Below are 12,533 nucleotides of genomic sequence, written 5' to 3' on the forward strand. Positions count from 1 at the left end.
GGGTCAAAAGCCTTAAATTTTGCGGCGATTGTTGAGACAGGAACTTTGTCTTAGGTGAACTTCCGAAACAATCGCGTTTGGTCGAACATCTCTTCAAGCTCTTCCATCCGCGCCTTGGTGCCCTCCCAATGCAGGTTCTGCACCGACGCGACCATTGTTTCGACCAGCAACATCGTCGTCGCGGCGGAATCCCAGGCGGATGGCACCACGATACGGCTGGAAAAACTATGGGTGGCAAGCTGGTGGACCGGACTGCGCCACTGGTCCGTAAACAGGATGATCTGCGCCCCCCGCGCATGGGCCATCTCGGCCAGCTTGAGGGTGTTGTTCTCATAGCGGCGCACGTCGAAGATGATGAACACATCCCCCTTGCCCGCATTCAGCAGGTAATGCGGCCATGAATTGGACGTCGATTGCACATGCGTCAGGTTGGGCCGGATGACCTGCATGTGCAAAAACAGGTATTCGGCCAGCGTATGGGTGATCCGCCCGCCCACGATATAAAGATGCCGGTCCGCATCGCCTGCCAAGGCACAAGCGGCGTCAAAGGCGGCCGGGTCGATCTGACCCAGCGTGTGGCGGATGTTGTCGATGACCGCATCGGTGAAACGGTTGAGCATATGGCCCGATGGGGCCGCCTCGGCCCATGTGTCATGTTTTGCAATCGGGTTTTTGGCTTTGGCGCGCAGTTCCTCGCGCAGCTCGGACTGGAATTCGGGATACCCTTTGAACCCCAGCTTTTGCACCATCCGCGCCACCGTGGGCACCGAGACATCAGCATCCTTGGCCAATGCGGTCAGCGGCCCGAGACCTGAGGCTGGGTAATTTTCTAGAATCGACAGGGCCAACTGCCGTTCCGCACGGGTCAGATCGTCCAGCTTGTGCTGGATGCGGTCCGAAATGGTCAGCGTCTCCTCTGCCATAATGCCCCCTGGTTGCGGATAAATTTATCAAGTCACATCCATGTGTGATAAATATTTCACAATTGTGTTGACATAATCGCCCGCTGGCAAGACCTTTGTGCAAACGGGGGTGCTATGCTGCAAACGAATGCGGACATGACTGAGGCGGTATTCGAGGTGGTGAACCCTGCAGGGACATCGCCCATCGTGCTGGTCTGCGAACATGCCAGCGCCTACATACCGCCGCAGCACAACAATCTGGGGTTAAGCGGTGATGTGCTGACCAGCCACGTCGCCTGGGATCCCGGTGCGCGTGCGGTCGCAGTCGATATGTCTCGGCTTTTGGACGCGGTGCTCGTTGCGTCGAAAATCTCGCGTTTGGTCTATGATTGCAATCGTCCGCTGACTGCGCCGGGGGCGACGCCCGCACGAAGCGAGATCTTTGATATTCCCGGAAATCTGAACCTGAGCCAAGCTGTACGGCAGGCCCGGCATGATGCCTACTACAGGCCTTTCCACACCGCAGTTGAAAGTGCCTTGCAAGCGGTCTCTGCGCCGATCCTCGTGACGATGCATAGCTTCACGCCTGTCTATCACGGTGCCCCCCGCTCCGTCGAAATCGGGCTGCTCCATGATACAGACAGCCGTTTGACGGACGCGATGCTGGAAACCGCCGGGGCGCATACCGGACATATTGTGCAGCGCAACGAACCCTACGGTCCCGCCGACGGCGTGACCCACACAATCGCGCAACATGCGACACCACGCGACTGTCCTTCGGTGATGATCGAAGTGCGCAACGATTTGATTGCGGTGCCCGAGACACAGGCCGACATGGCCAAACAGCTGGCCGGATGGCTGGCAGAAGCCATCACCCAAATGAGCGGAGCGTCACAATGACCGGATTGATGCGTGGCTATATCCGGAGCGTCGATGCGGTGAACCTGCGGATCGGGCGGATCGCCATGTACGGCATCTTTGCGCTGATGGGAATCCTTCTTTATTCCTCGGTGTCAAAGACCTTTTTCCTGCCCGCGCTCTGGACGCTGGAAATGGCACAATTCGTGATGGTGGGTTACTATATTCTGGGTGGTCCCTATTCGATCCAGCTGGGATCGAACGTGCGGATGGACCTGCTGTATGGCAATTGGTCCGTGCGGCGCAAAGCGTGGTTTGATCTCCTCACCGTCTGTTTGCTGATTTTCTATCTCTGCGTGCTGCTTTATGGCGCGATCAGTTCGACCGCCTATTCGCTGGGCTACTGGAAGTCCGAGCCGATTTCGTATCTGTTCGGCGTCCTGACCGGCACCGAAGAAGTTGGGCGGCTGGAGCAGTCTTCGTCTGCATGGCGGCCCTATATGTGGCCGATCAAAGTTGTAATGATTGTGGGGTTTTTCCTGATGATCCTGCAATGTCTGTCTGAATTTTTCAAAGACGTGCTGCGTCTAAAGGGTGAACTTGCCTGATGCCCTATGAGATGATCGCGACCCTCATGTTCTCGACCATGATGCTGATGCTGCTTACCGGCCAGCGAGTGTTTGGTGCCATCGGCTTTGTCGCCGTTGTGGCCGCTCTTCTGCTTTGGGGCGACCGGGGCGGCTTTGACATCGGCTTTGCCGCCGCGATGAAGCTGATGAAATGGTATCCGCTGCTGACCCTGCCGATGTTCATCTTCATGGGCTATGTGCTGTCGGAATCCAAGATTGCCGATGATCTCTACAAGATGTTCCACGTCTGGATGGGCGGCCTGCGCGGCGGGCTGGCGATTGGCACGATCGGCCTGATGGTGCTGATCTCGGCCATGAATGGCCTCAGCGTGGCCGGCATGGCGATTGGTGCCACGATTGCGCTGCCAGAACTGCTTAAACGGGGATATGACAAACGCATGGTGACGGGGGTGATCCAGGCGGGATCAAGCCTCGGCATCCTCGTCCCGCCTTCGGTGGTCCTCGTGCTTTACGCGATGATCGCGCGGCAGCCTGTGGGGCAATTGTGGCTGGCGGGCGTGGTGCCGGGGCTGATGATGGCAGCGATGTTCATCGCCTATATCGCCATCCGCTGCCGTATCAATCCTGAGCTTGGCCCGGCGCTGGCGCTTGAAGACCGCGATATCCCGCGCGCCGAAAAGCTGCGCCTGCTGCGGGCGGGCTTGCTGCCGCTGGTGATCTTTGCGGTGATGATGGTGCCTTTCGTCAACGGCTGGACCTCGCTGGTTGAAAGCTCTGCCATCGGGGCGCTGGCAGCTTTCATGGCAGCGGTGCTCAAGGGTCGGATGACCCGTGAAGTGTTCGAGAATTCGGTGCGCAACACGTTGGCCATCACCTGCATGTTCATGTGGATCATCCTCGCGGCCCTCGCCTTCGGCGCAGTGTTCGACGGGCTGGGCGCGGTGAAGGCCATCGAGGCGCTGTTCACCGAGCGGCTGGGCCTGAACCCCTGGGTGATCCTGATCCTGATGCAGCTGAGCTTTATCGTGATGGGCACATTCCTAGATGACACCGCGATGCTGGTCATTGTAGCCCCGCTTTATGTTCCGCTTGTCGGGGCGCTTGGGTTTGATCTGATCTGGTACGGCATCCTCTATACGATCACCTGTCAGATCGCCTATATGACCCCGCCTTTCGGCTATAACTTGTTCCTCATGCGGGCGATGGCCCCGCCCGAAATTTCGCTGCGCGACATCTATGCGTCGATCACCCCATTCGTCATCGTTATGGCCTTTGCCCTCGCGCTGGTAATGATCTTTCCGCAGGTCGCGCTGTGGCTGCCCAACTATGTTTACGGAAACTAACCAAGAACTCCGTTAACGGAGCCTAACCCTTCAAGGAGAACGATATGACGACCAGACGTAATTTTATCCGCAACGCCGGCCTCGCCGGTGCCGCGACGCTTGCCGCGCCTTCCATCGCCCGCGCACAGGAAGCCATCAAATGGCGGTTCCAGACCTACGCCGGATCGGCATTGGGCGAGCATGTGACAAAGCCCGTCATTGACTACATCAATACAGCCGCCAACGGCGAGTTGGAGATCGAGCTGTTTTACGCGGACCAGATCGTGCCAACCGGCGAGCTGTTTCAGGCGCTGCAGCGCGGCACCATTGATGGCGTGCATTCGGACGACGATTCAATGGCGTCCCCCACGCCACTTCAGCAGTTCGGCGGCTATTTCCCATTCGCGACCAAGCACATCCTCGACGTGCCGGTGCTGTTCAACCAGTACGGGCTCAAGAAAATCTGGGAAGAAGAATACGCCAAGGTCGGCGTCAAATGGCTGTCTGCAGCAGGTCAGGACCCCTGCAACTTCAACACCAAAAAGGAAATCACGTCTGTCGCTGATCTCGATGGGCTGAAGCTTTATACATTCCCTACCGCGGGCCGGTTCCTGACGCAGTTCGGCGTTGTGCCGGTGAACATCCCCTACGAGGACGCCGAAGTTGCCGTGCAGACGGGCGAACTCGATGGCATGGCGTGGTCGGGCATCACCGAAGACTACACCGTGGGCTGGGCAGATGTGACCGACTACTTCCTGACCAACAACATCTCGGGTGCGTGGATCGGGTCCTGGTTCGTAAACGAAGAGCGTTGGGCCGACCTGCCAGATCACCTGAAAGCCATCGTCATGGCGGGCACCGAAGCAGGCCACACCTACCGCAACCAATGGTACTGGGGCGGCGAAGCGGCGCTGCGCGCCAATGGCGACAAACTGCAACTACGCGAAGTGCCTGGCGATGAATGGGCCGAAGTCGAAAACGCGGCCAAGGTGTTCTGGGATGAGGTCGCTCAGGAAGGCGAAGTACACCAGAAGATCATCAACATCTTCAAAGAGTACAACAGCGTGATCAATCAGGCTGGCGCCCCCTACACCAACGGGTAAAAGACCCAAGGGCGGGGGCACTGCGGTGCCCTTGCTCTGACACCAAACAAAGGAACACCCCATGTCCGGCACATTGAATTTTGACGATCTGAAAGCCCGCGTTGCGGACGGCAGCATCGACACGGTGCTGGCCTGTTTTGTGGATATGCAGGGGCGTCTGACCGGTAAGCGGTTCCATGCTGTGAACTTTTGCGAGACATCGTTCAAAGAAACCCACTGCTGCAACTATTTGCTGGCCACCGATCTCGAGATGGCCACGCCTGAAGGCTATGCCTCAACCTCTTGGGAGACGGGCTATGGCGATTACATCATGGCCCCCGACCTCAGCACGATCCGGCTGACGCCATGGTTGGAAGGCACTGCGATGGTGCTTTGCGATATCCTCGACCATCATACCCATGCGCCCGTGCCGCACGACCCGCGTGCCATGCTGAAAAAGCAGATCAAGCGGCTGAAAGAGCTGGGTTTCGACGCGATGATGGCGACCGAGCTTGAATTTTTCCTGTTCGAAAAGGGCTTTGAAGAGATCCGCAAAGGCGGGTTTCAAGATCTCACTCCGATCAGCGGCTACAACGAAGATTACCACATCCTGCAGACCACCAAGGAAGAGCATGTGATGCGGCCGATCCGCAATCATCTGTTTGCTGCCGGTCTGCCCATCGAAAATACCAAAGGCGAAGCCGAAGCAGGGCAAGAAGAGCTGAACATCCGTTACGCCGCCGCACTTGATTGCGCCGATCACCATTCGATTGCCAAACATGCGATCAAGGAGATTGCTTGGCAGCAGGGCCACGCCGCGTCTTTCTTGCCCAAGTGGCACAAGGACCGTGTCGGCAGTTCCAGCCATGTGCATCAGTCGCTGTGGAAAGACGGCCAACCCGCGTTCTATGACAAGGGCGCGGATCTGAGCATGTCGAAGCTGATGGGCCACTATATGGCCGGGCTGATCGCCTATGCGCCTGATTACACTTATTTTCTGGCCCCCTATATCAACAGCTACAAACGCTTTGCGAAAGGCACCTTTGCGCCCACGAAAACCGTCTGGTCCGTGGACAACCGCACGGCAGGCTTCCGCCTTTGCGGCGACGGGACAAAGGGCATCCGCGTGGAATGCCGCATCGGCGGGTCCGACCTGAACCCCTATCTCGCACAAGCCGCGATGCTGGCCGCTGGCATCAAGGGGATCGAAGACAAAATGGACCTTGCCGCCCCCACCAAAGGTGATGTTTATGCCGACGCAAAAGCTGCCGACATTCCCCAAACGCTGCGGGCCGCCACCGAAACCCTGCGTGGCTCTGCGATGCTGCGCGAGGCGATGGGTGGGGATGTGATTGACCATTACAGCCGCGCCGCCGAATGGGAGCAGGAAGAATTTGACCGCACCGTGACCGATTGGGAAATCGCACGCGGTTTCGAAAGGGCTTGAAGAAATGATCACTTGTATTTCGCCGATTGACGGCTCCGTCTACGCCGAACGCACCCCGCTGACTTCGGGTCAGGCACAGGCCGCCGTTGCGCGCGCGCGCGATGCGCAGGCCGCATGGGCAATGCTTGAACTGCACGAGCGCATCGAATTGGTGATGGCCGGTGTCGCCAACGTTGGCCGGATGAACGACGAGATTGTGCCCGAACTTGCGCATCAGATGGGCCGTCCGGTCCGCTATGGCGGCGAATTTGGCGGGTTCAATGAACGCGCCACTCATATGGCTGAAATCGCGCAAGATGCGCTGGCCCCGATCGAGGTTGAGGACAGCGTCAAATTCAAGCGCCTGATCAAACGCGTGCCACATGGTGTCGTGCTTGTCGTCGCGCCTTGGAACTACCCGTATATGACGGCGATCAACACGGTCGCACCGGCATTGATCGCTGGCAATACTGTGCTGCTGAAACATGCGTCGCAAACCCCGCTGGTGGGGGAACGCATGGCGCAGGCTTTCTATGACGCCGGTGTGCCGGAGGACGTCTTTCAGAATGTCTTCCTCGACCACCAGACCACCTCGGATCTGATCGCGGCCAAATCCTTCGGATTTGTCAATTTCACCGGCTCCGTTGGCGGGGGCAAGGCGATTGAGCAAGCGGCCGCAGGCACCTTCACCGGATTGGGGCTTGAGCTGGGCGGCAAAGACCCCGGCTATGTCTGCGATGACGCGGATACCGACGCGGCAGTGGACACATTGATTGACGGCGCGATGTTCAACGCAGGCCAATGCTGCTGCGGGATCGAACGGATTTATGTGGCAGAAAAACACTTTGACGCTTTCGTGGAAAGGGCCGTCGCGATTGTGAGTGCTTACAAACTCGGTAATCCGCTGGACTCTGAAACCACACTCGGCCCGATGGCGCAGGCCCGGTTTGCCGAAGCCGTGCGCAAGCAAACCGCCGATGCCGTGGCCGCCGGTGCCAAAGCCCACATTGATCCCGCCCTCTTTCCCGAAGACGGCGGTGCCTATCTGATGCCGCAAATCCTGACGAACGTGACCCACGACATGGCCGTGATGCGCGAAGAAAGCTTTGGCCCTGTAGTTGGCATCATGCCCGTCAAAGACGACGATGAAGCCATCGCCCTAATGAATGACAGCGATTACGGGCTGACCGCGTCGGTCTGGACCGCAGACACCGCCCGCGCAATGGCAATTGGCGACCGCATTGAGACGGGCACCGTGTTTCAGAACCGCGCCGACTACCTTGATCCCGGTCTGTGCTGGACGGGATGCAAGGACACCGGACGCGGCGGCGGGCTGTCGGAAATCGGCTATCACAACCTGACACGCCCAAAATCCTATCATCTCAAGAAAGCCTGACCCATGACGCTGACTGCCAACTGGTCCTACCCCACGTCCATCCGTTTCGGCGCGGGCCGTATCTCGGAAATCGCCGAAGCCTGTGCTGCGGCGGGCATCACGAAACCCTTGCTGGTCACCGACCGCGGTCTGGCTGAGATGGAGATCACCAACCGCACGCTTGACCTGCTTGAAGCCGCAGGGCTGGGTCGTGCGCTCTTTGCCGATGTGGACCCGAACCCGAATGAGAAAAACGCCGAAGCCGGTGTTAAGGCCTACCGCGAGGGCGGGCACGATGGGGTTGTGGCTTTTGGCGGCGGCTCTGGTCTGGACCTGGGCAAGCTGGTAGCGTTTCTGGCTGGTCAGACGCGCCAACTGTGGGACTTTGAGGATGTAGGCGATTGGTGGAACCGCGCCGACGCCGATGCTATCGCGCCGATCGTGGCTGTGCCGACCACCGCAGGCACCGGATCGGAAGTGGGCCGTGCCAGTGTCATCACCAATTCGGAAACGGCTGAGAAAAAGATCATCTTCCACCCCAAGCTTTTGCCTACGGTGGTGATCTGTGACCCTGAGCTGACAGTTGGAATGCCGCAATTCATCACCGCAGGCACCGGCCTTGATGCCTTTGCCCACTGCGTCGAGGCGTTCTGCTCGCCGCACTACCATCCGATGAGCCAGGGCATCGCGCTGGAGGGTATGCGCCTGGTCAAAGAATACCTGCCCCGGGCCTATGCCGACGGCACCGATATCGAGGCCCGCGCGCATATGATGTCAGCGGCGGCCATGGGGGCCACTGCCTTTCAAAAGGGACTAGGGGCCATTCACGCGCTGTCGCATCCCATCGGGGCCATGTACCACACACACCACGGCACAACGAACGCGGTGTGCATGCCAGCGGTCTTGCAATTCAACAAACCCAAGATCCGCAGTACCCTTGCGCGTGCTGCCAATTACCTCAGCATTCAACGCGGATTTGACGGCTTCTGCGCCTATGTAGACGAGCTGAATGCATCGCTGGGTATCCCCAAGACGCTGACCGACCTCGGCGTGGAAAACCCCGATATCGACCGCATCGTTGCCGGCGCGCTCAGTGACCCAAGCACGGGCGGCAATCCGGTGCAGATGACAGAAGAGAATACACGAAAGCTGTTGTTGGACTGCTTGTAAGTCCGCAAGTACGGAGCCTTGCGAGGCAATTGCAGGTAGCCGGCGTTAGGTCTAACAACCTAACGCCCGAGCTTTCGCGCGCCTGTCTCTAGGAGTGCTCCAGCTTCCGCGCGCTTGTGCTTGGAAGCACCATCGCGCCCGGCAGCGGGGCCGCCTCCAATACGAACAGGATCAACAGGCCGGAATCAGATTGGCCTGTTAAAGGTAGCAGTCCGTACCCCCTATTACGACTTCTGATGGCCCCTTAAGGAAACTCACGCCCGATCAGATCTTCAAGAGCAATCCAATCGGCCGCGGGTCGGCGGAGATCATAGATAATTCGTCTATTTCCCGCGTACTGGGTTCATTGGAGTGTCTGGGTGTTGCGGCTTGGGGGTGTTTTGTGGCCGCGCGGGTTAGAAACGCGTATATCCCGCCGAGGCGGGTTGTTTGGATTGGGTTTTGAGTGAAGCATCGCAGAGAGATACGTATTCAGAGGACTTATTAGGTTTGGCGATGACCTACTCTCCCACGTCTTAAGACGCAGTACCATCGGCGCTAAGGCACTTAACGGCTGGGTTCGGGATGGGACCAGGTGTTTTGCTCTCGCTATGATCACCAAACCGAATAAATCCTCTGAATAACGTTGCCGGATGACAACGTCCAAGTCGTGTACATCTAATGTACTGTGTATGCTTTTTGATAAGTCTGTAGAGTCTTGCTTCTACTGGATCAAATCAAGCCTATCGAGCAATTAGTACCAGTCAACTGAACGTATTACTACGCTTACATCTCTGGCCTATCGACGAGGTGGTCTACCTCGGCTCTCAGGGATACCTTGTTTTGAGGGGGGCTTCCCGCTTAGATGCCTTCAGCGGTTATCCTGTCCGATCATAGCTACCCAGCACTGCTATTGGCATAACAACTGGTCCACCAGTGGATCGTTCACCCCGGTCCTCTCGTACTAGGGGCAACTCCTCTCAAGTATCCTACACCCACGGAAGATAGGGACCGAACTGTCTCACGACGTTCTAAACCCAGCTCACGTACCTCTTTAAACGGCGAACAGCCGTACCCTTGGGACCTGCTCCAGCCCCAGGATGAGATGAGCCGACATCGAGGTGCCAAACACTGCCGTCGATATGGACTCTTGGGCAGTATCAGCCTGTTATCCCCGGCGTACCTTTTATCCGTTGAGCGATGGCCCTCCCACTTGGGACCACCGGATCACTATGGCCGTCTTTCGACTCTGCTCGACTTGTCAGTCTCGCAGTCAGGCTGGCTTCTGCCATTGCACTCAACGAGCGATTTCCGACCGCTCTGAGCCAACCTTCGCGCGCCTCCGTTACGATTTAGGAGGCGACCGCCCCAGTCAAACTACCCGCCACACAGGGTCCCGGATCCGGATAACGGACCGCGGTTAGACATCAAGCAGAACAAGGGTGGTATCTCAAGGGAGGCTCCACCGAAACTGGCGTTCCGGTTTCAAAGCCCACCACCTATCCTGCACATGTTCGGCCTAATGCCAGTGTGAAGCTGTAGTAAAGGTGCACGGGGTCTTTCCGTCTAACCGCGGGAAACCTGCATCTTGACAGGTAATTCAATTTCGCTGAGTCTATGTTGGAGACAGCGGGGAAGTCGTTACGCCATTCGTGCAGGTCGGAACTTACCCGACAAGGAATTTCGCTACCTTAGGACCGTTATAGTTACGGCCGCCGTTTACCTGGGCTTCAATTCAGAGCTCTCACCCCTCCTTTTAACCTTCAGGCACCGGGCAGGCGTCAGACCCTATACGTCGTCTTACGACTTCGCAGAGCCCTGTGTTTTTAATAAACAGTCGCCACCCCCTGGTTTGTGCCCCCAGCCCCTAGTTGCCTAGGAACCGGGCCTCCTTCTCGCGAACTTACGGAGGTATTTTGCCGAGTTCCTTCAACATAGTTCTCTCAAGCGCCTTGGTATTCTCTACCAGTCCACCTGTGTCGGTTTAGGGTACGATCTAGCGATGGAGCTATTTCCAGGAACCTCTAAGCAGCCCATTCAATCCGATAAGGATGAACTACCCTCGAGATCCGTCACTTCCATCTGGCCCAGGAATATTAACCTGGTTCCCATCGACTACGCCTTTCGGCCTCGCCTTAGGGGTCGGCTTACCCTGCTCAGATTAGCTTTAAGCAGGAACCCTTGGACTTTCGGCGAGAGTGTTTCTCACACTCTTTGTCGCTACTCATGTCATCATTCTCACTAGTGATCTCTCCACCGGATCGCTCACGCGCCGGCTTCACAGAAAACTCCGCGTCTCCAATTCCACCGAAGTGGATAAGGAGACATGGAATTATGTCACACTACGCTCTGCTACCATGCAATAAATGCATCCTCAGCTTCGGCTCATGGCTTGAGCCCCGTTACATCTTCGCCGCAGGACAACTTATTTAGACCAGTGAGCTGTTACGCTATCTTTAAAGGATGGCTGCTTCTAAGCCAACCTCCTGGTTGTTTTGGTCGTCCCACCTGCTTTCCCACTTAGCCATGAATTAGGGGCCTTAGCTGGAGGTCAGGGTTGTTTCCCTCTTCACGACGGACGTTAGCATTCGCCGTGTGTCTGCCATCTAGTACTCCTCGGTATTCGGAGTTTGGTTAGGATCAGTAAGCCTGTGGGGCCCCATTACCCATCCAGTGCTCTACCCCCGAGGGTATTCGGATGACGCTCTACCTAAATAGATTTCGCAGAGAACCAGCTATCTCCGAGTTTGATTGGCCTTTCACCCCTAGGCACAGCTCATCCCGATCTTTTTCAACAGATGTGGGTTCGGTCCTCCAGTAAGTGTTACCTTACCTTCAACCTGGCCATGCCTAGATCACTCGGTTTCGGGTCTGATCCCACAAACTCAACGCCCTATTAAGACTCGCTTTCGCTACGCCTACACCTAACGGCTTAAGCTTGCTTGTGAGACCAAGTCGATGACCCATTATACAAAAGGTACGCTGTCAGGGCGTAAAGCCCCTCCAACTGATTGTAGGCGTTCGGTTTCAGGTACTGTTTCACTCCCCTCGTCGGGGTGCTTTTCACCTTTCCCTCACGGTACTGGTTCACTATCGGTCAGTAAGGAGTACTTAGCCTTCGAAGGTGGTCCTCCGATCTTCAGACAGAATTTCACGTGTTCCGCCCTACTTAATACGTCCAATCATGCTTCTTATACGGGACTATCACCCACTCTGGTTGCGCATTCCAACGCATTCTAACCACACTCATGGCTCGGCTGGTCCCCGTTCGCTCGCCGCTACTAGGGGAGTATCAATTGATTTCCTTTCCTCCGGGTACTTAGATGTTTCAGTTCCCCGGGTTTGCTTTTTTAAGCCTATATATTCAGCCTAAAAATACCTGGTTTACCTCATTATTAGCTACCCCGAAGGGTAGTAATAACAAAGTATCAGGTGGGTTGCCCCATTCAGAAATCCATGGATCAAAGCTTATTCTCAGCTCCCCATGGCTTATCGCAGAGTATCACGTCTTTCATCGCCTCTTACTGCCAAGGCATTCACCAAACGCCCTTTTCGCGCTTGATTTGATCCAGAAAAAGCAAGACTTGATTAAAGCTCAACCTCACATCAGATCCTCAAGGGTAATTTAGACCCTCTCAAAACCGATACTCAGCGGAACAACAAATCTGCGCGGAGAACAGAAGCTGGTAAGAAACTGTTCGCCCTTATTCTGGTCAAAAGCATACTTTTTCCCGCCCACTCTAACGAGTGGACAACGAGACATGCAGATAGCTGTCAGCCGTGCGGGCAAACAGCGTCATGTCTCTGGTTAGTGTACTTGACTTGGACA

Annotated in this window: 8 protein-coding genes and 2 rRNA genes; 7 read left to right on the forward strand and 3 right to left on the reverse strand. The window is 56.7% G+C overall.

Annotation, left to right across the window (positions count from 1 at the left end):
* Nucleotides 1–50 precede the first annotated feature (50 nt).
* A complete protein-coding gene (locus tag Z945_RS0119085; RefSeq protein WP_025053686.1) occupies nucleotides 51–923 on the reverse strand; it encodes a MurR/RpiR family transcriptional regulator in 873 nt (290 codons plus the stop codon).
* Nucleotides 924–1,058: 135 nt separating this feature from the next.
* Between Z945_RS0119085 and Z945_RS0119090 the strand changes: the two genes are divergently transcribed.
* The 7 genes from Z945_RS0119090 to Z945_RS0119120 all read left to right on the forward strand — a co-directional run bounded on the left by Z945_RS0119090 (nucleotide 1,059) and on the right by Z945_RS0119120 (nucleotide 8,725).
* The gene (locus Z945_RS0119090) at nucleotides 1,059–1,802 is read left to right on the forward strand and encodes an N-formylglutamate amidohydrolase (protein WP_037971535.1); all 744 of its coding nucleotides are present in this window, start codon (nucleotides 1,059–1,061) and stop codon (nucleotides 1,800–1,802) included.
* On the forward strand, nucleotides 1,799–2,368 hold the full coding sequence (locus Z945_RS0119095; protein WP_025053688.1) for a TRAP transporter small permease subunit: 570 nt from the start codon (nucleotides 1,799–1,801) through the stop codon (nucleotides 2,366–2,368). Before Z945_RS0119090 ends, Z945_RS0119095 begins: the two co-directional genes overlap by 4 nt.
* Nucleotides 2,368–3,693, forward strand: a complete 1,326-nt coding sequence (locus Z945_RS0119100) for a TRAP transporter large permease (protein WP_025053689.1) — start codon at nucleotides 2,368–2,370, stop codon at nucleotides 3,691–3,693. Before Z945_RS0119095 ends, Z945_RS0119100 begins: the two co-directional genes overlap by 1 nt.
* Before the next feature lie 44 nt (nucleotides 3,694–3,737).
* Nucleotides 3,738–4,775 (forward strand): TRAP transporter substrate-binding protein, encoded by a 1,038-nt coding sequence (locus Z945_RS0119105; protein WP_025053690.1) that lies wholly within the window; start codon nucleotides 3,738–3,740, stop codon nucleotides 4,773–4,775.
* Between the two features lie 61 nt (nucleotides 4,776–4,836).
* Nucleotides 4,837–6,201 carry a glutamine synthetase family protein gene (locus Z945_RS0119110; RefSeq protein WP_025053691.1) on the forward strand — a complete coding sequence of 455 codons (1,365 nt, stop codon included), beginning with the start codon at nucleotides 4,837–4,839 and terminating at the stop codon, nucleotides 6,199–6,201.
* Between the two features lie 4 nt (nucleotides 6,202–6,205).
* A complete protein-coding gene (locus Z945_RS0119115; protein ID WP_025053692.1) occupies nucleotides 6,206–7,576 on the forward strand; it encodes an aldehyde dehydrogenase family protein in 1,371 nt (456 codons plus the stop codon).
* A 3-nt stretch (nucleotides 7,577–7,579) separates the two neighbouring features.
* On the forward strand, nucleotides 7,580–8,725 hold the full coding sequence (locus Z945_RS0119120) for an iron-containing alcohol dehydrogenase (protein WP_025053693.1): 1,146 nt from the start codon (nucleotides 7,580–7,582) through the stop codon (nucleotides 8,723–8,725).
* Between the two features lie 487 nt (nucleotides 8,726–9,212).
* On the opposite strand, the gene rrf is transcribed toward Z945_RS0119120, so the two are convergent.
* Nucleotides 9,213–9,327 (reverse strand): 5S ribosomal RNA (gene rrf, locus Z945_RS0119125).
* A 110-nt stretch (nucleotides 9,328–9,437) separates the two neighbouring features.
* Nucleotides 9,438–12,268: ribosomal RNA gene (locus Z945_RS0119130) — 23S ribosomal RNA — on the reverse strand.
* Between the last annotated feature and the right edge of the window lie 265 nt (nucleotides 12,269–12,533).

The organism is Sulfitobacter noctilucae (genome assembly GCF_000622365.1).
Classification (GTDB): domain Bacteria; phylum Pseudomonadota; class Alphaproteobacteria; order Rhodobacterales; family Rhodobacteraceae; genus Sulfitobacter; species Sulfitobacter noctilucae.

Excerpts from the sequence above, each read along its gene's own strand:
- Z945_RS0119085 (WP_025053686.1), bottom strand. The coding sequence starts at position 923 with ATGGCAGAGGAGACGCTGACCATTTCGGACCGCATCCAGCACAAGCTG.
- Z945_RS0119090 (WP_037971535.1), top strand. The coding sequence starts at position 1,059 with ATGACTGAGGCGGTATTCGAGGTGGTGAACCCTGCAGGGACATCGCCC.
- Z945_RS0119095 (WP_025053688.1), top strand. The coding sequence starts at position 1,799 with ATGACCGGATTGATGCGTGGCTATATCCGGAGCGTCGATGCGGTGAAC.
- Z945_RS0119100 (WP_025053689.1), top strand. The coding sequence starts at position 2,368 with ATGCCCTATGAGATGATCGCGACCCTCATGTTCTCGACCATGATGCTG.
- Z945_RS0119105 (WP_025053690.1), top strand. The coding sequence starts at position 3,738 with ATGACGACCAGACGTAATTTTATCCGCAACGCCGGCCTCGCCGGTGCC.
- Z945_RS0119110 (WP_025053691.1), top strand. The coding sequence starts at position 4,837 with ATGTCCGGCACATTGAATTTTGACGATCTGAAAGCCCGCGTTGCGGAC.
- Z945_RS0119115 (WP_025053692.1), top strand. The coding sequence starts at position 6,206 with ATGATCACTTGTATTTCGCCGATTGACGGCTCCGTCTACGCCGAACGC.
- Z945_RS0119120 (WP_025053693.1), top strand. The coding sequence starts at position 7,580 with ATGACGCTGACTGCCAACTGGTCCTACCCCACGTCCATCCGTTTCGGC.